The organism is Synechococcus sp. WC10meta (assembly GCF_047461475.1).
Genome location: NZ_JANSHF010000001.1, coordinates 211,350 through 232,494, shown reverse-complemented (window position 1 = coordinate 232,494; position 21,145 = coordinate 211,350). Strand labels below are relative to the sequence as shown.

Below are 21,145 nucleotides of genomic sequence, written 5' to 3'. Positions count from 1 at the left end.
ACTGTGAAGAGAGATTAACGGGATCCAAAGCCAGCATACCGCGATTTCCGGCCTCCCCATCTTGCTTCTGGCATCTCTTCTCTCAATCGTCTCCATCGACACTCCCTGGGTCTAAGAAAGCTTGGCGCTGGAGGTAAGCACCAATTGCAGGCGGGCGTGGATAAGACTCAAGTCCGCCAAGCCCAGGTCGAGCTCGCCGTCGACGACGATCCCGGTGTTGATCAGCCGATCCAAGAGTTCCAAGAGGGATCCCTCGCCGTCGGGCTGGCCGGGGTAGTAGTCTCCCTGGCGGGGCAGAAGCGTGCCCAGATCCCCTAAATCCAGATTGAGATCTGCCGGGTCAATCTCCAGCAGGGCGCAGAGTTGCCGAATTTGCTGCCGCAGGGCTTGCAGGCTGCTGCCGGCCCGCTCGATCTGCTCCGGCGAAAGGCGATTGGCCTCCATCTGCCGCACCACCTGAGCTTCCATCAACTGGCGCAGCAGCTCCACCAAGGTCAGCACCAGGGAGGCAAGGCCAGCTTCCGGGCGTTTCCGGTCAGGGCTAGCTTGAACCCGACTCAAGTCTTGCGGGCCGGCTGGGCTGATGGCAAGACCAGAGGAAGGAGGAGGCGGGATCAACCACTGCTCAAAAGGCTGGGAGAGCTGTTCCAAGCTAAGGAGATGCAGGCGGGGATCCCGGGCGGCCTCTTCTCGCTCCTCCGGCAGGTTGTAGCCCCAGGCAGCCAAAAACAGGAGCACTGGCTCTAGCTCCGGTACGCTCTGCACCTGGCGCAGCGTCTGCAGGCGATCCTCGACAAACCAGAGTTCCTCTGGCGCTACCTGAGCTGCAGTTAGCAGCCGCTGGAGGGTGGCGGCCTTGGGAGCGCGCACCTCCTTGCCCAGGATGCGGTGGCGCGGCAGTTGGATCCCTTCGCGGAGCAAAAGCTGCTGAATAAAGCGCCCCTCTTTGGTACTGAGAATGGCTAGGCGCGGCTCGCCGGCAGCCTGTACTTGGCGCATCCAGGCTGTCACCCCCGGATAGAAGCGGTGCAGCTCCAGCCACCCCTGCCGATCCTCTGCAAGCCAGCGATCTCGCACCTCATCCAGCGCTTGGGACAAAGCCCGCTCGGAAACCCCCGCCTGCTGCAACAACCGCTGCCGCCAGCCAGGCCAGTCTTGGCGCAAAGCGTCTTCCGGGATCCCTTGCTGCAGCCCCCAGAGCAACAGGGGCATCTCCCAACCCGTCTCGATTAGCGGGCGCAACTGGTCAAAGACTGGCTGCAACGGCTGCAATTGCGCAGGAGCCAGGCTCCACACCTGGGCACAGACACGACAGGAGGAGGCAAAGTACTCTGCCCGCCCATCGCAGAGCACGCCATCAAAATCCAGAACCAAAATGCGGGGGGACATTCGCCGGGGGCTAGCGAACTCCATACGGGATCCCCCTCAAGGCAAGTTGCAAAAACCCAGCTAAGGATCAATCAAACTGTTCCACGAGATTAGCTCAAGCTAATGGGATTCCGAGATGAGAATGGGCTTGCTCTCCACCGGGTTTAGCGGGCAATCCTGCGGGCCAGTTGGTGCAGGGGCAATTTTATCCAACACCTCTTCTCCCGCGATCAGTTGGCCGAAGATGGTGGAGTTGGGAGGCAGGGGATAGTCACTGACTGCCGTTGGTGTTAGGGCCGGCATTGGCCATCGCCAAGATCGCCCGGGGGTAGGGACGTTGCAACGGCTCATCGGGAAAGCGGTAGCCTCCTACCCCGCTTTGTGCCTGTGGGATCCCCGCCTTGGGCCATGAAGCCCCGAATCCCGCGCTGGAAGATGAAGCCATCGTAGAAGTGAGCGTTGGCCCAAAAAGACGAAGCTGACAGTAAGGGAAGCTTCTTGCAGGAAAAGCTCCAGAACTATCGTGCCGGCAGTGGCTCCCCTCATAGCCGTGTAGGATTTGGCCGAGCCAAGCACCACTGGCGCGGGCTGTTGCAGGTTTTTTGCCAAACTATTGGGAAGCTTAGTCTTGACCGGACTTGGATGGGGGCTTAGCTCGTCGCACCAGCCAGTAACTTACCGACAGAGCCAGAGTTGCTGCCCCCAGGCCAATCAGATCCAACCCCCCCAGCTTCTCGAAATCAAAAATGATGATCTTGCGCGCCACCGCAATCAAAGAGGTAACAATGACCAGCTCCACTTGCACAACCTGCTTTCGCAGGTAAGCAGTAATGTTCTCCAAAATCTCCAGGGCAATCAAGATATTCAAAAAGAGGCCGAAGATCTCAATCAAAGTGGTGGAGAAAAACCCGGTTGGCTCCCGTAACAGATCGGCTATCAGGAAGCGGGCCAAGTCCACCACGGCCACCACGATTAGCCCAATCATCAAAACTGACAGTAGCTTCGAGATCAGGCTTTCGATGCGGGTGATGGCCCGCAAAAAGGGATCCTCCTCTTCGGTTTCGTGGGGATTGTGCAACAGCCACTTGAGAAACCGCATGCTGCCCTTTTGTCCCCTCCTCGACCCCACCATTATCCGTCCTGGCCGCCTAGGAGGAGGAGCGGGATCCCCTGGGGCGATGGTTGCGGCAACGCTCGGAACAGTATTTCACCTCTGGCCAACAATCAGCCCATTTCTTGCGCCAAGTAAAGGGCCTGCCGCAGGTGAGGCAGATTTTGCTAGGCAGATCCGACTTTTTCCGGTGGCGGGGCATAGCGTGCTGGAGACAACAACCCTTGGATCAACTTGTACTTTGCAACTGCAGCGGTTGAAGCTGGGAACGGCGACGCAGAGCAGCCTCGATCAGCCCCAAAAAGAGGGGGTGCGGGCGGTTGGGGCGGGAGCGAAACTCGGGATGGAATTGGGTGGCGATGAAAAAGGGGTGGCTGGGCAGCTCGATGATCTCCACCAGGCGGTTGTCGGGCGAAACACCGCTAATCACGTAGCCAGACTCGAGGAACAGGCTACGGTAAGCGTTGTTGAACTCGTAGCGATGGCGGTGGCGCTCATAGACAATTGACTCACCATAGAGCTTGGCTGCCAGGGTGTCGGGCAGAATGCGGCAGGGGTAGAGGCCCAGGCGCAGGGTTCCCCCCAGGTGCTCCACATCTTTCTGCTCCGGCAGCAAGCTGATGACGGGATGAGGAGTGTCGGGATCGAACTCATAGCTGTTGGCCCGCTCCAGGCCGGCAATATGGCATCCCCAGTCGATCACCGCACACTGCATGCCCAAACACAGCCCCAGAAAGGGAATGCCCCGCTCCCGCACGTGGCGGATGGTGACCACCTTGCCCTCGATGCCGCGGTTGCCAAACCCCCCTGGCACCACTACGCCATCTACCCCCGCTAGCAGAGTTTCTGGTCCCCGCTCCTCGACTGCCTCAGAAGAGATCCAGCGCAAGGTAACGCCAGCATTGAGGGCCAGCCCGGCATGGCGCAGGGCTTCTGCTACCGAGAGGTAGGCGTCTGTCAAGCGCACGTATTTGCCGACAATGGCAATCTCCACCTGCTCTTGCGGGTGGTGCAGCCGCTGTACCAGGAGCTCCCACTCGCGCAGATCCGGCTGCTGTGGATCCAGGTTGAGAATCTCCAAAACTCGCTGGGCCAGGCCCTCCTGCTCCAGGATCAGGGGCACGTCGTAGATGCTGGGGGCATCCTGGGCCTGGATGACACATTCCACCGGCACGTCACAGAACTCGGAGATCTTCTCCTTGATGGCGCGCGGCAGAGGCTGTTCACAGCGGCACACCAGCACGTCCGGCTGAATGCCAATCGAGCGCAGCTCCTTGACCGAGTGCTGGGTAGGCTTAGTTTTCATCTCCCCCGAGGCCTTGATTAGAGGCACCAGGGTGACATGCACATAGGCCACGTTGGCGCGGCCCACGTCCTTGCGGAACTGGCGGATGGCTTCCAAGAAGGGCAAAGACTCGATATCCCCCACCGTGCCCCCCACTTCTACCAGCACCACGTCGGGGTTGGTCTCGCGGGCCACCCGCCGGATCCGCTCCTTGATCTCTTGGGTTACGTGGGGGATTACCTGCACCGTGCTGCCCTGGTAGTCGCCCCGCCGCTCTTTGGAGATCACCGCTTGGTAGATGGCGCCAGTGGTGACGTTGTTGAGCTTGGACATGTTGGTGTCGGTGAAGCGCTCATAGTGGCCCAAGTCCAAGTCCGTCTCGGCACCATCGTCGGTAACAAACACCTCCCCGTGCTGGTAGGGGCTCATCGTGCCGGGATCCACGTTGATGTAGGGATCCAGCTTCAAAATCGACACGGTGTAGTTGCGGGACTTGAGCAGACGGCCCAGGCTAGCCGCTACAATGCCCTTGCCAATGCTGGAGACGACCCCGCCGGTGATGAAGACAAACTTGGCCATAGCCCCGACCCTTGCCCTTTCTTGATTATGCCAGGGATCCCAGGGCTTCCTCAGCGCCGGGAGCGAATGGGGCCATTGTAGAGGATGGTGGTCTGAAAGGTGCGCCGATCCACCCGCACCTGGGTTTCAATGCTGGGTTGGACAAAGCCGGGCTCGCCGCCGCGGAAGGTGAAGACCCAGGCGTCTTCAAACTCTTCAAACGGCGCGTCGATGGCCGCCCCGTGCATGGAAGCCTCGGCGCGGTAGCGCTGCAAGCCCCCGTTGGCAATCTCGGCCGCTTGGCGGGCCAGGTTCTTAGCTCGGTTGAGATCGCGGAAGTATCGACTAATTTCCTCAAAGCTCCCCCTGGGCAGCGGTCGTCGCGGGGCAGGTGTGGGCGGCACAGGCCGGGGATCCGGCACGATGGGCAAGGTGGGAATATCTTGGCTAGGGGGCAGTGGCTCGACCGGGCTGGGAGTTCGGAAAGTTTCTGGGAAAAGCGGGGTGATCCCCTGCGCCTGAACGGGCAGCAAGGATCCCCAGAACAAAATGCCGCCCAGGGAGCCGGACAGGCAGAGAGGGAAAATGGACTTCATGGAGCCATTCCTCAAAAGTTTTGGGGTGTGGTGTGAATTTTTCAATCCTCACTCTACTAGGCCGCTAGTCGGGAAAGCAGAGGCAAAAGCCCGCCCTCTTTTTCCACCAGCAGCTAGGCGCGTGGGTTGTCTGCGCAAGAGGCTTTGTCCTCCCCCGGCGCCTGTTAGCATCCTGAAACGGGATCCTGTTTGCAGACGTTGCCATGGAGTTTGTTACGCTTGCCGAGACGGGGCTAAAACTTAGCCGCGTGGGGCTGGGCACCTGGAGCATGACCGGGGATTGGTGGGGGCCAGCGGATCCCCAGGAGGCCTATGCCACCCTCCGCAAGGCTATTGACCTGGGCATTACGCTCTTTGACACGGCTCCGGCCTATGGCCGCGGCCTTTCGGAGGAGCTATTGGGACGGGCTATCCGGGATGCCGGCTGTCGGGATCGCGTAGTCATTGCCACCAAGGCCGGCCTGCAGTGGACTAACGGCAAGGTGGTGCGCAACTGCAGCCTCAGTTGGCTGGCTCAGGATCTGGAAAACTCCCTCCGCCGCCTGCAGACGGATGTGATCGACATCTACCAGGTGCATTGGCCGGATCCCTTGGAGCCTCTGGAGGAGACAGCTGCCTTTTTCGGCCGCCTACTCCAGGAAGGAAAGATCCGCGCCATTGGGGTGAGCAACTTTTCTCCGGAGCAGATGGAGCGCTTCCGCCAGGTGGCTCCCCTGCACACGGCCCAGCCGCCCTATAACCTGTTTGAGCGCCAGATCGAAGCGGATGTCCTGCCCTACTGCCGGGCCAACGGCATTGCCACGCTAATCTACAGTCCCCTCTGCCGGGGGCTGTTGGGGGGAAGGCTGACTCCGCAAACCAAGTTTCCGCCTGGAGATCTGCGCAGCGGCATCGATCCCAAGTTTGGAGAGCCTCGCTACTCCCAGTACCTGCAAGCGGCAGAAGAGCTGAGCCGACTGGCGCGGGAGCGCTACGGCAAAACCTTGCCCCAGTTGGCGGTGCGCTGGCTCTTGGATCAGCCGGGGGTGAGTGCAATCCTATGGGGAGCGCGCAAGCGCCAGCAGCTGGATGACCTAGCCGGAGTTTGGGGCTGGTCGCTGGAGGCGGAGGCAATGCAGACCATCGACGAGATCCTGCAAAGGCACGTCCCCGAACCCCTTCCCCCCAGCTTTATGGCTCCTCCTACCCGCCCAGGGATCCCAGCTTCCTAGAATTGTCCGGAGAATCTGAAATAGGACCTCGCATGACGCTGCAAGGGGTAATCCTAACCTGGAGCGGCGTGGTGGCTGACGACGAGGAGCTACACCTCTACGCCATCAACCAAGTGTTGCTGGAGGAGAACCTGCGCCCCTGGGATCTGGGATCCCCGGCGCAAAAAGAGCTCTATCGGCTACACCATCTGGGCCAACCGGATCGGGAGAGTCTGCTCGCCCTCTGGCAAGCCCAGGGACGGGTGCTCAGCCCCAGGCAGCAAGAAGGACTTTTGCAGCGTAAGGCCCTTTACTACCGGCAGGCGTTGCAGGAGCAAAAGGGATCCCTTCTGGTTCCTGGTTTGGCGGAAGCCTTGGAGAAGCTGGAGCGGCTGCAGCTCAAGGTGGGCCTCTTGAGTGGCCACGCCGCTGTCGAGGTGGAGGCTTTTCTGGAGCGCTTCCCCTGTCCAGCTCTGGCGCGGCTGACTCAGAACTTCCGCTACCGCGTAACGGGCGAGGCAGGGGATCCTCAGTTGCACCGTCTGCTCCTAGAGCGGATGGGGCTCTCCCCTCAGGAGTGCCTGAGTTTTGAAGCCACCTACGCCGGCATTCAAGCGGCTCGCTCGCAAGGGATCCCGGTGTTGGCTTTGGCCACTTTCTTTCCTCTGCACATGCTGCAGCGGCGGGCCGATTGGGCAGTGGATGGCTACCCCCACGTGGAATGGGAGCGCCTCCAAACTTGGTTTGCCACTGGCCAAGACCGTCCTGCTGACCTTCCTACCAAGCCCTTGGCAAAAGGGTAAGAATCCCCCTAGGGCAGGATCAGCATGCCGTCCCCAAAGGAATAGAACCGATAGCCCTGCTCGATGGCCTCCTGGTAGAGATCCAACAAGCGCTGTCGCCCGATCAAGGCTGCCACCAGCATCATCAGGCTGGAGCGGGGCAGATGAAAGTTGGTGATCAGCCCCTGCACCACCCGCCAGGAGTAGCCGGGGTAGATGAAGAGGTCGCTTTTTCCCTGCCAGGGTTGCAGGGCGCCGGAGAGAGCTGCCGTTTCTAGGGCCCGCACCACCGTTGTTCCCACCGCAATCACCCGCCTCCCCTGGGCTTGGGTTTCGCGAATAGTGTCCACCGTTTCTGCCGGCACCTTGAGCCACTCGCTGTGCAAGCGGTGGTCGGTTACTCGCTCTGCCTCTACCGGGCGGAAGGTACCCAGCCCAATGTTCAAGGTGATGTAGGCAGTTTGGACCCCCTTCTGGGCCAACCGCTCCAAAAGCTGAGGGGTAAAATGCAGGCCTGCGGTGGGGGCAGCCACCGAGCCCGGGTGTCTGGCCCAGACGGTTTGATAGTCTTCAGGTCGGACTCCCGCACTTGTCGGGTCAAGGGCACGGGCAGCTTCCAGATAGGGAGGAAGCGGGATCCGCCCCACCCGCTCCAGGATCTGCTCAAAGGCATCCGCCCCTTCCCATGCAAACTGCACCACCCGCCCGCCGGTCTCTGCGTCCACCGCCAGCACTGCGGCCGTCAGCTCAGCCAGCAAGCCCTGGTGATCCCAAAACCGGATTTGATCCCCCACCTTGACCCGTTTGCCCGGCCTGACCAAGACCCGCCAGATCTGCTGCTGAGGGGAGGTGTTGCCTGGGATCCCGGGCTGCTCTGGCTCGAGCAGCAAAACCTCTACCCGCGCCCCAAAAGCGTCCTTTCCCGGCAAGATCTTGGCTCCCCACAGCCGGGCCGGGATGACCTTGGTGTCGTTGAGAACCAGCAGATCCCCGCTCTGCAGGTAGTCGGGGAGGTCGCAGAAGCGGCGGTGCTCGTGCCTATCGGGGTACACCACCAGCATTCGCGCCTGATCCCGGGGCTCCACCGGCCTCTGCGCGATCCGCTCAGGCGGTAGGAAGTAGTCATAGGCAGCAGTTAGGAGATCCGGGTTGGGCTCTTCAGCGCTCCCTGGGCTGGGTTCAACCTGGGCAGCTAGGGGTGGAAGAGGATCCGTCATGAACAAAAAGAGGTTGCACAGACTTCAACCTCCAGTCCAGCCTAGCTCTTTAAAATGGCGGTGGCTTCTTGTGGAGCTCTGCCATGTCTAGCGATTCCACGCCTACTTCTGCTAGGGAGTGCTCACCCCAGCAGGCGGAACTATGGCTACGAGGGCTGCTTGGCATTGCCTGGGCTGATGGAGAATACAGCCCCGAAGAGCAACGACTCATCGAAGATCTCATCCGCTCCGACTGGCCCGAAGAAGAGGGGAAAGATCTCGCTCCCCTCTCCCCCGAAGAGCTGGCGGCCCAGTTGCAGCCGGAGTTGCGGGAAGATTTCCTGCGCACGGCGGTGATGACAGCCGTTGCCGATGGGGTATATTCCGAGCCGGAAGATCGCTTGTTGCACCAATTGGCCACTGCCTTTGGGCTGGAGCTTCCCCAGCTCCATCTGCTCAAGGCTACGCTGGTCGACAAGAGGGCCACCTCGCCATCGCCGGCAGAAGCCCAGCCTGAAAGCAGCTATACCGACCTTTTGGCTCCCTTGCGCAAGTGGCTGGACGGCATCCAAGTCCGCGACGTGAGGGTAGCCCGCTTCTTATGCCGTATGATCCCTGCCCACTGCCCCTTTGAGCGGGATGTGGTGTTGTTTGGCCGCAAGGTGCTGCACATTCCCCCCATGTGCAAGCTTAACCCCCTCTACGACCAGGTGGTGGCCTTGCGCTGCCGCGCCCTCTCCTTCCTGGCAGAAGCTGGGGAAGACATTAGCCAATACACTTGATACCTTGCGCTCAAGCAGGTGGAAGCCAACGCTACCTTCTTCCCAAAAGAGGGGTGCGTCTATTGGCCGCCGGCCCCTTAGGAGTAGGTTATGTCCGTCTCTCCCAAAGGGATTGCCTCTCTCCTAGCGGCTGCTTCTGCTCCCTGCAAGAAGGACTGCAGCGAAGCCTGAGCTTCCGCCTCCAACTCTGCTGGGCTGGGAGTTATCCTCTCGGCGGGCAGCCAACCCAACAAGGGCAAGGGCAAGAGGGTGGAGAGGTTGGTGATCACCAAAAGCAGCCCCAGGTGGCTGAAATTGCTTTCGGTTACCCCTAGAGCGTGCATGAGCAGGGATCCCAGCTCCTGCGAGAGAAACCCCGCTAAATTAAAGGCCGACATGAGCAGGGCAAAAAAGGTGGCCTCGATCCCTGGCGGGCAAAGGCGGGCGGCCAGAACCAGCACCGGCATAAAGGCAATTTGCCCCGCTACTGTCAGCACCAGGCTATCCCCGAGGCTAAACCAGTGGTCGTCGAGGCCCCAAGCGCGGTTGAGGTGATAGACCAAGATCAGGCTGGTCAGGCCTAGAGCTGCGGAAATGACCGTCATCCAGCCAAAGAGGGGGCGCAGCGGGATGTGCCGCAGATACACCTGAAAGATTCCCACCCCTACCAAGCTGGCAACGCTAGTCACTAGCCGCACCTGGCCCAAAAACTCCGGACCAAAGCCGAGATCGTTGGTAACAAAGTAAAACAGCGCTACGTCGGCACTGGGAGTTGCCTGCCAGACAAACACAAACAGCAGCGGCAGGAAAACGCTGGGCTGCCGCAGGGCTTGCCACACCCGAGCTACCTGTTGCTGCAGGGGATCCCAGCCCAAGGCGCTAGCCACGGGCTGATCCTCAATGACCCAAGCAGCCAGGGCAATCAGCATGGGCAGCAGGGCTGTTAGCCCAAACACTACCTGGGGAGGATAGTGAGCCAAGAGCGCCCCCCCGGCATAGGCCGTGAGCAGGGATCCCAGAGCTGTGGCCCCCCACGTTAGAGACTGCAGCGTGCCCGTTCCCGCCCAGTCACTGCCCTGCACCCGCTCCACCACCAGCGAATCGACAATGACATCCCCCACGGCTACCGCCAGGGATGCCAAAACCATCCAAAGCAGGGCCAGCTCAGCCGTCGGCGCCCCCAGAGCCATCCCCAGCCAGGCCCCACATCCCAACAGCCCTGCCAGCAGGAGGTAAGGGCGGCGCCGGTAGCCTGCTAGCGGCAGCGTATCCGATAGGAGTCCATAAAGAGGCTTGACAGTCCAGGGGATTACAGCCAGGCCCATCAACGCCGCTGCCTGTGTTGGGCCGAGGCCCAGGTTATCCTTCAAGTAAAAGCTGGTGGCTAGCCGTGCCAGCCCCACTGCCCCCTGCACAAAATACACCAGCAGGATCCCAAACAGTTCCGGCGTCCAGCGGATTTCCTGGAGGGGGTCAAGCGCCGACTGACGTAAACGCTGCAGGAAGAGGAGGATCATGACGTCTGTGTCTTCTTGCTGGCTGGGTCCTGCCCTGCAGGACACCTTTTGTTCCAGAACTTGCTGCAACAGTAGGAAAAGTTGGCTAAGAACTTCTTTACACTGTAACCTGCCTATTGGCCTACAACAGCAGCTCTCCCGCTGCCTGTCTTCCAAGGCGCTGGCAGCCCTTTTGGAGAAGCTGCCGTGGGTGAACCTGAACGACAATGCGAGGGATTTGAATCGCCCATGAGCTGGCAACGCCCTGATGGCCGCACACCTACCCAATTGCGCCCGGTTTCCTTCCAGCGCCACTTCACCCGCTACGCCCACGGCTCGGTGTTGGTTAAGCTTGGCGATACCCATGTTCTCTGCACCGCCACCGTGGCCGAAGAAGTCCCCCCTTTTTTACAAAACACCGGCCAAGGCTGGCTGACCGCAGAGTACCGCATGCTGCCCACCGCCACCCAACAGCGCCAGCCGCGGGAGACGCTCAAGGTCTCCGGCCGCACCGCTGAGATCCAGCGGCTAATTGGGCGCAGTCTGCGCGCAGCTTTGGATCTCCGGAAGCTGGGATCCCGCACCATCACCATCGATGCCGATGTGTTGCAAGCCGATGGCAGCACCCGCACCGCCGCAATTACCGGTGGATACGTGGCCCTGCACGATGCCATCACCTGGCTCTACAAGCAGGGACTGCTGGATCCGGCGCAGGGATCCCCTTTGCAACAGCAAGTGGCAGCCCTTTCGGTGGGAATTGTGCAAGGCGAGGTGCTGCTGGATCTCTGCTACGAGGAGGACAGCCAAGCCGAAGTGGACCTGAACGTGGTCATGAACGAGCAGGGAGCCTTAATTGAAATCCAGGGTACCGCCGAAGCCGGATGCTTTGACCGCTCGCAACTGTTGCAAATGCTAGACCTGGCCCAGGCCGGCATCCAGAAATTGCTCCAGGCCCAGCGGGAGGCTCTAGACTTGTAGCCAAGGCAAGTCTAGCCCGGGCCCCGAAAGGGGGAACTGCTGTCCCGGCAGGGGGAGGGTGTGGCCAGGTTAATGGTTTGATGAAGGGGAGATAATGGGATAAAGCAGCCGCAAACTAAGGCTCTCTCTTCAACTGAGGTGAGTAGCTGATGTAGTCGCTGCTTAGGTAGCCTGGAGAGGCTAGGCCGGAGGGTTTCCCATGTCCCATTTTCTCTTTGCAGCGGCGGAACTGGCGCCTCTGCTCCGGCAGCAAGGTCGGCGGTTTACCACTGGCTATCTCCACCTTCACCTTAGGGGCGAGGATCCCGCCGAGGGCACAGAGCCTTGGGTGCTGACCTACTACCACGGCCGGCTGCTTTTTTCCGCCGATCAGCCCCTCAATGCCCCGATCCTACTGCGACGGCTATCGCGCTTTATCCCCCGCCTCAACCTGGACTGGCCCCAGCGGGTTATCCGTGTGCTGCAGCAGCGGCTGCTCCCAGACAACTCCCTAGCGGAGTTGCTGGAGATGATGACCGAGCTGGGCTTGATAAAGCCAGGCGAGCTGGAAGATGCCCTCTGGCTGAACCTGCTTACCGATTTTGACCGCTACCTGTTCGATCGGGGGGGCACTTGCTACTTCGAGGTGCAGGAACGGGTTGCCCAAGAGGCTCCCATTGGTGGGTTTGAGCTGGAGCCCCTGCTGCAAGAAGCGGCCCGCCGCCACGATCGCTGGGCGGAACTCAAGGTGGCCATCCCCACCCTGCTGGCGGTGCCGGTGGTCAACTGGGATCGGGTCAACCGCTATCGCCTCAGCGACGAACAACGCCAGAAGCTCCACGCCCTCACCAAAGATGGCCAGTCGCTGGAGGCCATTGCCCAAAAGCTCTGTCGGGATCGGCTGGAGGTAGCTAGCCTCTTTGCCGCTTGGGCCAAAAAAGGTCTGGTGAGCCTGCAAACGCCTCCAGACTTGCTGCAACCCCAGCGCCGCACTTCCATAACCCTCTTGGCCGTAGACGACAGCGTCGTGATGCAGGAGATCCTGCGGCAGTACCTATCCCAGTATCGCGTGATTACAACGGGCAACCCCGCCGAGGTGCTCCCCCTCCTGTTCCAGCACCGGCCTCACCTGCTATTGATGGACATCGCCATGCCCGGGATCGACGGCATAGAGCTCTGCCGCATCGTGCGCAGCCTGGAAGCGTTCAAGTCTCTCCCTATCCTGATGGTTACCTCGCGGGACAGCTTGCTGGATCGCATCCGCGGCAAGTGGTCGGGCGCAACCGGCTACCTGACCAAGCCTTTTAGCGAAAGCCAGCTCACTGCCGAGGTGGAGCGGCTCCTAGCCCAGGCCCAAGATCCCAACTCCCGCTCTCTCCGAGGAGCCCAAACCAACTCGCCCAGCTTATGGCTGGGATCCCTTTCCCCCTTTGGGGATCAGGCCAAGGCTTAGCAAGCAGGCCAAGGAAGCCGAAGCATGTTTACGGGTCTAGTGCGCAGTTTGGGTACAGCTCAGTTGATCTCGTCTTCGCAGGTACGGGTTACCTGCCCAAAGCTGCAGCCGCAGTTAGCCTGTGGGGATAGCGTGGCGGTGGATGGCCTCTGCCTGACAGTGGTGGAGATCCTGCCCGATGGCTTTTTGGCAGATGTCTCGCCGGAAACCCTGCGCCGCTCGACCTGGGGCTGCGGATCCCCAGGGCCACGCCCAGTCAACCTGGAACCGGCGCTGCGGCTGGGGGACAAGTTAGGGGGGCATTTCGTCAGCGGCCATATCGACGGGGTGGGGCACCTCTGCGAACAAGCAGCCACCGGCAACGCCTGGGAGCTGAGCTTCGAGGTGCCGGCGGCCATCGGCCGCTACATCGTGCCCAAGGGCAGTGTGGCGGTGAACGGCGTCAGCCTGACCATTGCCGAGATCCGCCAAGGGGGATGTTGGTTTAAGGTGGCGGTGATCCCGCATACCTACCGCCAGACCAACCTTTCCCTGCTGCAAGTAGGGGATCCGGTAAACGTGGAGGCAGATCTCCTGGGCAAATATGTGGAAAAATTCTTGGGCCTGGCCCCGCCGGAGAGCAGCCTCTCCCTGGAGTTTCTAGCCGAGCACGGCTACGTTTAATCCCAGCCGTTCGCGTAGCGGGACGGAGTCCTTGCCCCCATGATCCCTCCCCAAGAAGCCGAACGCCTGCGCGGCGTCACTGTCTATTTGATTGGCATGATGGGCAGCGGCAAGTCCACCCTGGGAGCTGAGCTGGCAGCCCAGTTGCGCCGTCCCTTCTTTGATACCGATGCTCTGGTGGAGCAGGTAGCCGGCTGTTCGATTGCCCAGATCTTTGCCGAGCAGGGAGAAGCCCACTTCCGGGAGCTGGAGACCCAGGTGTTGGCGCAACTGAGCGGCTACACTCGCCTGGTTATTGCCACCGGCGGCGGCATTGTGCTGCGGCCCAAAAATTGGAGCTACCTGCACCACGGCCTCACCGTCTGGCTGGATGTGGCCCCTGAGCTCATTTGGCAGCGGCTGAGCCGGGATCCTGGCCAACGTCCCCTCCTGCAAACTCCCGATCCCCAGGCTGCTCTGCAGAGGCTCATGCGGGAACGAGAACCCTTCTACGCCCAGGCCGATGTGCGGGTGCCCATCCACTCAGAAACCAGCCTGTCCCAGCTGGTTCAACAGGTCTGGCAGGCCATTTGCGCCCGCCTGCGAGAGCAGCCGCCCTGCAACCCGTAGCAAAACCTCCAAAAATAGGAGGGGAGGGTCTGGTATTGCAGCAGGGAGGGCAGTGTGGTACAGGCCAGGATTTTGTTTGCAGCGGCGGAAGCAGCGCCCTTGGCAAAGGTAGGGGGGATGGGGGATGTGGTGGGATCCCTGCCTGTTGTTTTGCGCCAGCTGGGGCAGGACGTGCGCATCATCATGCCCCTGTACGGATTTTTGTGGGACCAATTTGGCCCAGAGCCGGGGCAATACCCCCGCTCCAAAGACCCCATTTGGTCGAAGCAGGTCATGGGCCAGGTGGCCGATATCTACGAAAGCGTTTTACCCGGCACCGATGTCCCCCTTTACCTGGTCAGCCACTACTGCTTTGCCCCCCACCGCATCTACTACGGCGAGGACGAGTTTTGGCGCTTTACGTTTTTTGCCAATGCTGTGGCCGAATTTGCCTGGACCTACTACCCCTGGAGGCCCAACATCATCCACTGCCACGATTGGCACACCGGCATGATCCCGGCCTGGATGCACCAGGCTCCCGATATCGGCACCGTCTTTACCATTCACAACCTGGCCTATCAGGGACCGTGGCGCTGGCAACTGGAACGCATGACCTGGCTGCCCTGGTATTTTTCCGCCCACAACACTATGGCCGCCGGGATCCTCTACGCCGACCAGGTAACCACCGTTTCGCCCACCTACGCCCTGGAGATCCGCACCAGTCTCTATGGAGAAGGCCTCCAGGATCTGCTGGCTTGGAAAGGAGAACGCCTGTGGGGGATCTTAAACGGGATCGACACCGAGAAGTTCGATCCCCGCACGGATCCCCATCTAGCCGCCAACTTCAGCATCGACGACCTCAGCGGTCGAGCGGTGAACAAGGCCGTGCTGCAGACCCGCCTGGGTTTGACCGTCAACCCCGACGTCTTTCTCATGGGCATGGTGACCCGTTTGGTGGAACAGAAGGGGATTGACTTGGTCATTCAAACCGTGGAGCGCTTTCTAGCCTACAGTGACTCGCAATTTGTCTTGCTGGGCAGCGGCGAAGCCCACTACGAAGAGCGGCTCCGGGAAATGGCCCAGCGGCACCCAGGCCGAATGTCCTATCAGCAGGGCTATCAGCCGCAACTGGCCCAGTTAATCTATGGGGGGGCAGATGTTTTCTTAATGCCCAGCCGCTTTGAGCCCTGCGGCATTAGCCAGATGATTGCCATGCGCTACGGCTGTGTGCCCATTGTCCGCCGTACAGGGGGACTGGTGGATACGGTCAGCCACCATATTCCCAGCAAAGGGATCGGCACCGGCTACTGCTTTGACCGCTACGAGGCTCTGGACTTCTACACTTGTCTAGCGCGGGCTTGGGAGGCGTTTCAGCACAAGGAGACTTGGCAAGCGCTGCAAAAGCGAGGCATGGCCAGCGATTTCAGTTGGCACCGCTCGGCTTTGCAGTACCTGCGCCTGTACGAGCGGATTATGAACTTGCCCCTGCTGCCAGAAACAATTCCCTCCCAGGCTCAACCGGCTTCCCCGCCGTCTGAACAGTTGCCTCCTCAGCAACCGCTAGGGGAGGGGATCCCTGAGCTGCAGCAAAGCCCCGCGGAGTGAGGTAGAGTGGAACGGGTTAGCAAGGTTTTGAGGGTTACTTGCCAATGTTTCGACGGCCTCCTGCTGGTGGTCGAACTGCTGCTCGTGGCCTTGCCTTCCTGCCCCGTTCTTGGGTACAGCTGGCCTTTGGCTTGTTGCTTGGCCTAGTGCTGGGTGTCGGTTCAGGTCTTTGGGCTACGGCTCAAGAAGTGCCCGCCCGCCAGCAGCTTATTCCCAATCCCCAGCAGTTTCGGGCCCTAGAACAACCCAGCAGCGCTCTCAGCGCGTTGCGAGCTGAACAGTTGGCTGCTGAGGCCAACGCTGCCATTCAGGCCCAAAACTACGACCGAGCCATCGAGCTCCTGCAGCAGGTGTTTAACGCCTACAACCAGCGCTCCAACTACCACCAGGATCTCTCCCGCGCTTTTGCCGGGATCCAAAACCGCATCTCCGAAGAGCAGCGGGAGCTGGCCCGCGTTGCCGCCCAGGCTCGGGATCAGGCCGCCTACGACCTGGCCGTGGTTTATCGGGCTGCCGGGCGCCCTGAGGAGGCCGTGGGCTGGTTGATCCAGGTCATCAAAAGCCAAACCCCAACCCGGGAGCTAGGCACCCAGGCCTACCAGCAGCTGCTGGAAATTGGCTTTGTTAGCACTCCTTTTCCCTAGGGCTTTTCTTCCAGATTGCGGTAGAAAGCCAGCGCCGTTTGCCCATAAGCCCGCTGGTCGACGCGCAGGAGAGATCCCACCTGCTCTGGCAGCTTTTGGCCGCTGCGATGCTCGACAATCAAGGTTCCACCTGGCTTGAGCAAGGGCGGGATCAGCGGCAGGAGCGAGGCGTACAGACCGGCGTCATGGGGGGGATCAAAATAGACGTAATCGAAAGGATCCAAACCCAGGCCGCGGCTGAGCAGCTTGCGGGCATCCCCCTGAATCACCTGGAAAGATTGTCCCGGCTGAGCTACCTTTGCCCAGTTGGCCTGGATGAGGCGACAGGCCGGCGCAGCGATCTCAATGCCGGCCACGAAGGCTGCCCCATGGCACAAGGCTTCTGCCCCTACCGTGCCGGCTCCACAGCAGAGATCCAGCCAGCGACAGTCCTTCACCTGCCCTCGCAAGATGTTGAACAGGGCTTGCCTCACCCGTCCAGGCGTGGGCCGAGTTCCCCGGCCAGCAGGGGTTTGCAGCGTCCGTTTGCCACTGATGCGCAGGCCCATCGGTTTAGGGAGAGGGAGTCGGTGTAGGCAACTGGACGGTCAGCCCACTGCGCTGGGCGGCGCGATCCCGCTCCATCTGGATCTGCTCCACCAAGGCTTTCGGCAACTGGCTAGAGGCCTGCAAAGCCTGGTCGAAAAGGGGAACCGCCTCCCGGTCTTGACCCTTGGCAACCAGGATTTGCGCCTTGAGGTAGTAAAGTTCAGGGTTGTTGCAGGAAACAGCAATTGCCCGATCCACCGCCGCCAGCGCTTCGTCATAGCGCTGCATATCCCGGTAGGCCAGCGCTTGGCCGCGGTAGGACAAATACTCAGGCGCTGCTAGGCGAAATTGGTTCAAAGCCTTCTCCCGATAGGTTAGCAGCAAGTCGATATAGCCGTTGAGAAGATTGAGCTCCGGGTCGCTGCTGTCTACTGCCTGGGCGGCGCGAATGGACGCAAACAATTGGTTGAGAGTGGGCAACGCCTTAGGCAAGCCGAGCACTACCCCTTCCCGCACCACAATGTTGGCCGCTTCCAACCCATAGCCCACGCCCTCGTACAGGTTGCCGCGCAAGGGATCCGTCTTCTTCAGCTCGGCGGCCACCTGGCGGGTTTGGGTGGCTAACTGGGCAAAAGCATCCAGATCCCCCTCCTGGTAGGCCAGCGCCGCCAGCAGGGCGTAGACCATCGGCTCTTTGGGAGAAGCTTGTCTAGCCTTCTCTAGCTTCTCCCGGCTCTGCGTGTAGCGGCCTGCGCAGAAGAACTCCTCAAAGGCACTAGCCACCTCTGGCTTGATGGGGCGGGCATTGGCCCCACTGCGGAAGGGATCCTGCGCCCAAACCGGCCCAGCCGCTGCCCATACCCAACACAGGATCCCTACCAGCTTGCTTACTCTGCTAAACCTGCGGCTTTTCATCCCCACGCCCGGATCAATGCCAGTTTGACCTGCTTTTTACCGCAGCAGTTGGGCAATGGAGGCAATGGCTGCCTCCTGGACCAGCTCATCCGTCTCATGGGCCAGGAGCTCGTGCAAAGGCTGAAGGGCGCGCGGATCCCCAATCTGACCAAGGGCACGAGCTGCCGCCTCCCGCACTGCCGGCTCCCTATCCGCAAGCTTGGTCAGCAAAGCCGGCACCGCCTCAACCGCCCGCATCTGCCCTAGACGGTAGATTGTTTGCACTTGGGCCTCCAGAGGAGTTGCCGCCAAGCTAGGCTCGTATCCAGAACCCTGATCTACCGGGGCAATAGCCGAGAGAGCCTGCAGAGCCTCCAGGGCACGATACCGCTCCACCCCGTTCAGGTGCGGCAGTTGAGCCAACAGGTTGTCAAAAGCCTGCTGCACCGGATCGGCAGCTGACGCCTGCTCAACGATGCGGGCAAGGTTTTGGTTGGCCTGCAGCTGTTGCCAAGACTGGAACAGGGTTAGGCCGGCAACCACCAAGGCAGCATCGGCCAAAATCGCCAGCAGCGCCAGGCCGCCCCAGATTTTGCTGCGACGGCTGAGCTTGCGGATCTGCTTATCTACGTAGACAAAAGCCTGGTGCTGCCGCTCCCAAAAATCGGGGGCTACCTGCAGGGTTTGGGCGCTGAGATCAGGGGACAGAAGGTTTTCCTCACGGGCCACCTCCAAGCTTTGCAGCCTCTGGTTCAACCGAGAAAAGTGCCTTGTCCAGAGCCACGTAAACATTGGATCCCACCCTCTCTCCGATCCTGCCACTAGAAGCACGCCCGCCTGACACGGCAAGCTAGAGACCCTGCTCGCCTCCCGTGTCAGGAAAAGTTTGCCGCCTTCCCTCTGCCGACGGGAGAACCTAAGCGCCAGGATAACAAAAGCTTCTGCCCCTCACCAGCCAGTCTTTGCAAGTTGCAACCCTGGCGGTTCAGGATGCTAGCGAATGGTCTGGGGTTGGGGCTGCGTACGGCTTTGCAACCGGGAGGAGCCGCCAGAGTGTACTGCCTGCCCGCCCCTATGGGATCCAAACCCCCGCATTAATCGTCTTGGGGGAGGTTTCGACGCCAGGCCGTTTGGCTCCATTGCAGTTGTCGCAAGATCCCGCGCAGCAGGGCCACCTCGGACACGGTCAAGCCGGCGCGGTGAAAGAGGGCGCGCAGCTTGAGCATCTTGCGGCGGGCCGTGTGGGGATACAGGTAGCCAATTTGCAATAGCAGCGCCTCCAGCTGGCCGAAAAAGCCCTCCAGCAATTCGAAGGGAGCTGGCTTGGAGAGGCCAGGGCTAGGCGGAAGCGGCGGATCTGGGCAAAGGAGGGTGCGCAGCTCGTAGCAGCAGATGCCCACCGCCTGAGCCAGGTTGAGGGAAGGGTAGGCCGGATCGGTGGGGATCTGGATTTGGCGATGGCAGAGGGCCAGCTCTTCGTTGCTCAAGCCCTGATCTTCAGGGCCAAACACCAAAGCCACAGGACCGGCGGCCAGTAGCTCGGGAAAGGCTTGGCGGGGAGATTGAACTTGCCACTCGGGGGGGTAGGGCTCGCGGCGGCCTGCAGTCCCGAAGACCTGGACACATCCCTGGAGGGCCTCCGCCAGAGTTGGCACTTGCCGGGCTTGGCGGAGCAAGTCGGCGCCATGCACAGCCATGGTAACTGCTTCGGGATCAAGGGGATCGCAGCGGGGATCCACCAAGACCCACTGTCGCAGACCCATGTTTTTCATCACGCGGGCAATGGCGCCCAGGTTGCGCGGCCCCACTGGTCGCACCAGGACAATCCGCACCTGGGCCAATTGCTCCTGAACCCTGGGGGAGGGTGTCTGCATCGCCTGGGGTTACGGATAGAGTAGAGGAACTAGATCCTGCCACAACTAGCCCTATGGGATCTGCTTACCGCTGCTGGCTAGGCCTGCTGTGTTTTGTGCTGCTGGGGTTTTGCTGGGGATCGGCGGCGCTGGCTGCGCCGGAAAGACTGTCCTCCACCTTAGAGCCGGCCCAGGGGGCTTCTCTAGCGGAGGCGCGACAGCGGTTGGAAGCCATTGCCGAGGCGATGCGCTCAATTCGCCTTTGCAACCGTCCCAATTGCCGCTACCGCGATATTTCCGTCGAGGTACATCCCATAGCAGGAGCCGAGCCCCCGGAGTACGAGGGCAGGATCGACGCCACTATCGACCGTCCCTCTGGCAGCTTCGACAGGGCCCGCTACCGGCTGCGATTCCAGGGAGGGCGTTGGCAGTTGCTGGGAGGCGAAGAGGTGTCCGATGTCTCCTCCTTCTTCTTCGAGGGAGATAGCTACGAGGTGTTCAGCGCCTACGGCACTCGCAGTCGCAAGGCCAGATTGGCAGACGCCAGCAGCAGGCTGCGCGTGGGCTACCGGGAGCTGTACTACCGGGTTTTCGACCAGGGCCAAGAGCGTCTTGCGGCAGGAGCACCATGAGAAGTCAACAGCGCACCTTGGCCAGCTCTATTTCCCTAGAAGGCGTCGGCCTACACACCGGCCTGCCGGTCCGCTGCAGTCTCCACCCCGCCCCCGCTGGCAGCGGTCGGGTCTTCGTGCGGGTGGACCAGCCAGGCTCCCCTCCTATCCCTGCCCAGGTGGGATCCCTAGCTCCTGCTGCCCTCTGCACCCGCCTGCAGCAGGGCTCTGCTCAGGTGCAGACGGTGGAACACCTCCTAGCTGCCCTTTACGTTCTGGGCATCGACAACTGCCGCATTGAGGTAGAAGGACCAGAGCTGCCGATCCTCGATGGCTCGGCCCTGCCCTTTGTGGAGGCCATTGTCCAGGCCGGGATCCTGACCCAGGAGCAGCCAGCCCTGGTGGGCGTGGTTCAAGAGCCGGTTACCGTCTGGGCAGGAGAGGCTTTTGTCAGTGCCCTGCCCCACCCCGAGGCCCGCTTTACCTATGGCATCGAGTTTGCCGACTCTCCCATTGGCCAACAGTGGCTAAGCTGGAGGGAAGATAGGCCGGATTTTGTCTGCTCCATCGCAGCGGCGCGTACTTTTTCCCGCCAGCAAGATGCGGAGCTAGCCCGCCAACAGGGGCTAATCCAAGGGGGCAGCCTGGAAAACGCCATTGTCTGTACTGCAACCGCGTGGCTGGGACCCCTGCGCTACCCCGATGAGCCGGTGCGCCATAAGCTGATAGATTTACTAGGAGATCTCAGCCTGTTGGGCTGCCGCCTCCAGGGGCACATCGTGGCCTACAAGGCGGGGCATGCTCTGCACCACCGTCTGGCCAAACAGTTGCTAAGGAGCGGATCCCTCCAGATTCAGGCGGAGGCAACACCAGAAAGGGATCCTGGCTGCCACGGCAAGCTGGCCTCTCTCCTGCAGTCTTGACAGGATGCACTGCCCGCTATCGTGGGACTAGGCCATCTCCCCTTTAGGCTTTGAGGTTTGTCTTCCAGCTCTTTGGGTTTGCC

At 61.1% G+C, this 21,145-nt stretch carries 24 protein-coding genes; 11 read left to right on the top strand and 13 right to left on the bottom strand.

Annotation, left to right across the window (positions count from 1 at the left end):
- Positions 1-111 precede the first annotated feature (111 nt).
- From gvpJ to NW804_RS01235, 7 genes are all read right to left on the bottom strand, one after another.
- On the bottom strand, positions 112-1,413 hold the full coding sequence (gene gvpJ / locus NW804_RS01265; protein WP_414422660.1) for a gas vesicle protein GvpJ: 1,302 nt from the start codon (positions 1,411-1,413) through the stop codon (positions 112-114).
- A 75-nt stretch (positions 1,414-1,488) separates the two neighbouring features.
- Positions 1,489-1,671, bottom strand: coding sequence for a peptidylprolyl isomerase (locus tag NW804_RS01260; RefSeq protein WP_414422659.1), 183 nt, complete (start codon positions 1,669-1,671; stop codon positions 1,489-1,491).
- Positions 1,672-1,715: 44 nt separating this feature from the next.
- On the bottom strand, positions 1,716-1,790 hold the full coding sequence (locus NW804_RS01255) for a hypothetical protein (protein WP_414420547.1): 75 nt from the start codon (positions 1,788-1,790) through the stop codon (positions 1,716-1,718).
- Between the two features lie 200 nt (positions 1,791-1,990).
- A complete protein-coding gene (locus NW804_RS01250) occupies positions 1,991-2,467 on the bottom strand; it encodes a phosphate-starvation-inducible PsiE family protein (RefSeq protein WP_414420530.1) in 477 nt (158 codons plus the stop codon).
- A gap of 49 nt (positions 2,468-2,516) precedes the next feature.
- Complete coding sequence (locus tag NW804_RS01245) at positions 2,517-2,681, bottom strand: DUF2256 domain-containing protein (RefSeq protein ID WP_414420529.1); 165 nt, start codon at positions 2,679-2,681, stop codon at positions 2,517-2,519.
- A 27-nt stretch (positions 2,682-2,708) separates the two neighbouring features.
- Positions 2,709-4,343: a CTP synthase gene (locus NW804_RS01240; protein ID WP_414422658.1), complete on the bottom strand. Its 1,635-nt coding sequence runs from the start codon at positions 4,341-4,343 to the stop codon at positions 2,709-2,711.
- A gap of 50 nt (positions 4,344-4,393) precedes the next feature.
- Entirely contained in the window at positions 4,394-4,918 is a 525-nt protein-coding gene (locus tag NW804_RS01235) for a hypothetical protein (protein ID WP_414420527.1), read from the bottom strand.
- Positions 4,919-5,121: 203 nt separating this feature from the next.
- On the opposite strand from NW804_RS01235, the gene NW804_RS01230 reads away from it, so the two are divergent.
- Positions 5,122-6,129 (top strand): aldo/keto reductase, encoded by a 1,008-nt coding sequence (locus NW804_RS01230; RefSeq protein WP_414422657.1) that lies wholly within the window; start codon positions 5,122-5,124, stop codon positions 6,127-6,129.
- Between the two features lie 32 nt (positions 6,130-6,161).
- Entirely contained in the window at positions 6,162-6,911 is a 750-nt protein-coding gene (locus tag NW804_RS01225) for an HAD family hydrolase (protein WP_414422656.1), read from the top strand.
- 8 nt (positions 6,912-6,919) lie between these two features.
- On the opposite strand, the gene queA is transcribed toward NW804_RS01225, so the two are convergent.
- On the bottom strand, positions 6,920-8,107 hold the full coding sequence (gene queA / locus NW804_RS01220; protein WP_414422655.1) for a tRNA preQ1(34) S-adenosylmethionine ribosyltransferase-isomerase QueA: 1,188 nt from the start codon (positions 8,105-8,107) through the stop codon (positions 6,920-6,922).
- A gap of 83 nt (positions 8,108-8,190) precedes the next feature.
- On the opposite strand from queA, the gene NW804_RS01215 reads away from it, so the two are divergent.
- Positions 8,191-8,868 carry a Mo-dependent nitrogenase C-terminal domain-containing protein gene (locus NW804_RS01215; protein WP_414410265.1) on the top strand — a complete coding sequence of 226 codons (678 nt, stop codon included), beginning with the start codon at positions 8,191-8,193 and terminating at the stop codon, positions 8,866-8,868.
- A 77-nt stretch (positions 8,869-8,945) separates the two neighbouring features.
- Here the strand turns inward: NW804_RS01215 and NW804_RS01210 are convergent, their stop codons facing one another.
- Complete coding sequence (locus NW804_RS01210) at positions 8,946-10,364, bottom strand: folate/biopterin family MFS transporter (protein ID WP_414422654.1); 1,419 nt, start codon at positions 10,362-10,364, stop codon at positions 8,946-8,948.
- A 228-nt stretch (positions 10,365-10,592) separates the two neighbouring features.
- On the opposite strand from NW804_RS01210, the gene rph reads away from it, so the two are divergent.
- The 6 genes from rph to NW804_RS01180 all read left to right on the top strand — a co-directional run bounded on the left by rph (position 10,593) and on the right by NW804_RS01180 (position 16,253).
- Positions 10,593-11,321: a ribonuclease PH gene (gene rph / locus NW804_RS01205; protein ID WP_414404954.1), complete on the top strand. Its 729-nt coding sequence runs from the start codon at positions 10,593-10,595 to the stop codon at positions 11,319-11,321.
- Between the two features lie 199 nt (positions 11,322-11,520).
- On the top strand, positions 11,521-12,753 hold the full coding sequence (locus NW804_RS01200) for a response regulator (protein ID WP_414422653.1): 1,233 nt from the start codon (positions 11,521-11,523) through the stop codon (positions 12,751-12,753).
- Between the two features lie 24 nt (positions 12,754-12,777).
- Positions 12,778-13,416, top strand: a complete 639-nt coding sequence (locus NW804_RS01195; protein ID WP_414410270.1) for a riboflavin synthase — start codon at positions 12,778-12,780, stop codon at positions 13,414-13,416.
- A 39-nt stretch (positions 13,417-13,455) separates the two neighbouring features.
- Positions 13,456-14,025 carry a shikimate kinase gene (locus NW804_RS01190; protein ID WP_414410271.1) on the top strand — a complete coding sequence of 190 codons (570 nt, stop codon included), beginning with the start codon at positions 13,456-13,458 and terminating at the stop codon, positions 14,023-14,025.
- Between the two features lie 54 nt (positions 14,026-14,079).
- Positions 14,080-15,609: a glycogen synthase GlgA gene (gene glgA, locus NW804_RS01185; protein WP_414410272.1), complete on the top strand. Its 1,530-nt coding sequence runs from the start codon at positions 14,080-14,082 to the stop codon at positions 15,607-15,609.
- A 44-nt stretch (positions 15,610-15,653) separates the two neighbouring features.
- Positions 15,654-16,253 carry a hypothetical protein gene (locus NW804_RS01180; protein ID WP_414422652.1) on the top strand — a complete coding sequence of 200 codons (600 nt, stop codon included), beginning with the start codon at positions 15,654-15,656 and terminating at the stop codon, positions 16,251-16,253.
- Here NW804_RS01180 and rsmD read toward each other — a convergent pair.
- From rsmD to NW804_RS01160, 4 genes are all read right to left on the bottom strand, one after another.
- On the bottom strand, positions 16,250-16,801 hold the full coding sequence (gene rsmD, locus NW804_RS01175) for a 16S rRNA (guanine(966)-N(2))-methyltransferase RsmD (protein WP_414422651.1): 552 nt from the start codon (positions 16,799-16,801) through the stop codon (positions 16,250-16,252). The two genes, NW804_RS01180 and rsmD, sit on opposite strands and share 4 nt — an antisense overlap.
- A 4-nt stretch (positions 16,802-16,805) precedes the next feature.
- Positions 16,806-17,696: a Sll0314/Alr1548 family TPR repeat-containing protein gene (locus tag NW804_RS01170; RefSeq protein ID WP_414410275.1), complete on the bottom strand. Its 891-nt coding sequence runs from the start codon at positions 17,694-17,696 to the stop codon at positions 16,806-16,808.
- Positions 17,697-17,732: 36 nt separating this feature from the next.
- Positions 17,733-18,431 (bottom strand): HEAT repeat domain-containing protein, encoded by a 699-nt coding sequence (locus NW804_RS01165; RefSeq protein WP_414422650.1) that lies wholly within the window; start codon positions 18,429-18,431, stop codon positions 17,733-17,735.
- A gap of 338 nt (positions 18,432-18,769) precedes the next feature.
- Positions 18,770-19,549, bottom strand: coding sequence for an RNA methyltransferase (locus tag NW804_RS01160; RefSeq protein ID WP_414394135.1), 780 nt, complete (start codon positions 19,547-19,549; stop codon positions 18,770-18,772).
- Between the two features lie 53 nt (positions 19,550-19,602).
- Here NW804_RS01160 and NW804_RS01155 point away from each other — a divergent pair, with 53 nt between their 5' ends.
- Both NW804_RS01155 and lpxC read left to right on the top strand, forming a co-directional pair.
- A complete protein-coding gene (locus NW804_RS01155) occupies positions 19,603-20,160 on the top strand; it encodes a hypothetical protein (protein WP_414422649.1) in 558 nt (185 codons plus the stop codon).
- Positions 20,157-21,062 carry a UDP-3-O-acyl-N-acetylglucosamine deacetylase gene (gene lpxC, locus NW804_RS01150; RefSeq protein WP_414422648.1) on the top strand — a complete coding sequence of 302 codons (906 nt, stop codon included), beginning with the start codon at positions 20,157-20,159 and terminating at the stop codon, positions 21,060-21,062. The genes NW804_RS01155 and lpxC overlap by 4 nt, the downstream gene beginning before the upstream one ends.
- The last annotated feature ends 83 nt before the right edge of the window (positions 21,063-21,145 follow it).

Coding starts and splice junctions, on each gene's coding strand:
- NW804_RS01210 (WP_414422654.1), bottom strand. CDS start 10,364: ATGATCCTCCTCTTCCTGCAGCGTTTACGTCAGTCGGCGCTTGACCCC.
- NW804_RS01250 (WP_414420530.1), bottom strand. CDS start 2,467: ATGCGGTTTCTCAAGTGGCTGTTGCACAATCCCCACGAAACCGAAGAG.
- NW804_RS01260 (WP_414422659.1), bottom strand. CDS start 1,671: ATGCCGGCCCTAACACCAACGGCAGTCAGTGACTATCCCCTGCCTCCC.
- NW804_RS01240 (WP_414422658.1), bottom strand. CDS start 4,343: ATGGCCAAGTTTGTCTTCATCACCGGCGGGGTCGTCTCCAGCATTGGC.
- lpxC (WP_414422648.1), top strand. CDS start 20,157: ATGAGAAGTCAACAGCGCACCTTGGCCAGCTCTATTTCCCTAGAAGGC.
- rsmD (WP_414422651.1), bottom strand. CDS start 16,801: ATGGGCCTGCGCATCAGTGGCAAACGGACGCTGCAAACCCCTGCTGGC.
- NW804_RS01230 (WP_414422657.1), top strand. CDS start 5,122: ATGGAGTTTGTTACGCTTGCCGAGACGGGGCTAAAACTTAGCCGCGTG.
- NW804_RS01170 (WP_414410275.1), bottom strand. CDS start 17,696: ATGAAAAGCCGCAGGTTTAGCAGAGTAAGCAAGCTGGTAGGGATCCTG.
- NW804_RS01200 (WP_414422653.1), top strand. CDS start 11,521: ATGTCCCATTTTCTCTTTGCAGCGGCGGAACTGGCGCCTCTGCTCCGG.
- NW804_RS01180 (WP_414422652.1), top strand. CDS start 15,654: ATGTTTCGACGGCCTCCTGCTGGTGGTCGAACTGCTGCTCGTGGCCTT.
- rph (WP_414404954.1), top strand. CDS start 10,593: ATGAGCTGGCAACGCCCTGATGGCCGCACACCTACCCAATTGCGCCCG.
- NW804_RS01160 (WP_414394135.1), bottom strand. CDS start 19,549: ATGCAGACACCCTCCCCCAGGGTTCAGGAGCAATTGGCCCAGGTGCGG.
- queA (WP_414422655.1), bottom strand. CDS start 8,107: ATGACGGATCCTCTTCCACCCCTAGCTGCCCAGGTTGAACCCAGCCCA.
- NW804_RS01195 (WP_414410270.1), top strand. CDS start 12,778: ATGTTTACGGGTCTAGTGCGCAGTTTGGGTACAGCTCAGTTGATCTCG.
- NW804_RS01235 (WP_414420527.1), bottom strand. CDS start 4,918: ATGAAGTCCATTTTCCCTCTCTGCCTGTCCGGCTCCCTGGGCGGCATT.
- gvpJ (WP_414422660.1), bottom strand. CDS start 1,413: ATGGAGTTCGCTAGCCCCCGGCGAATGTCCCCCCGCATTTTGGTTCTG.
- NW804_RS01245 (WP_414420529.1), bottom strand. CDS start 2,681: ATGCCCCGCCACCGGAAAAAGTCGGATCTGCCTAGCAAAATCTGCCTC.
- NW804_RS01225 (WP_414422656.1), top strand. CDS start 6,162: ATGACGCTGCAAGGGGTAATCCTAACCTGGAGCGGCGTGGTGGCTGAC.
- NW804_RS01190 (WP_414410271.1), top strand. CDS start 13,456: ATGATCCCTCCCCAAGAAGCCGAACGCCTGCGCGGCGTCACTGTCTAT.
- NW804_RS01215 (WP_414410265.1), top strand. CDS start 8,191: ATGTCTAGCGATTCCACGCCTACTTCTGCTAGGGAGTGCTCACCCCAG.
- NW804_RS01155 (WP_414422649.1), top strand. CDS start 19,603: ATGGGATCTGCTTACCGCTGCTGGCTAGGCCTGCTGTGTTTTGTGCTG.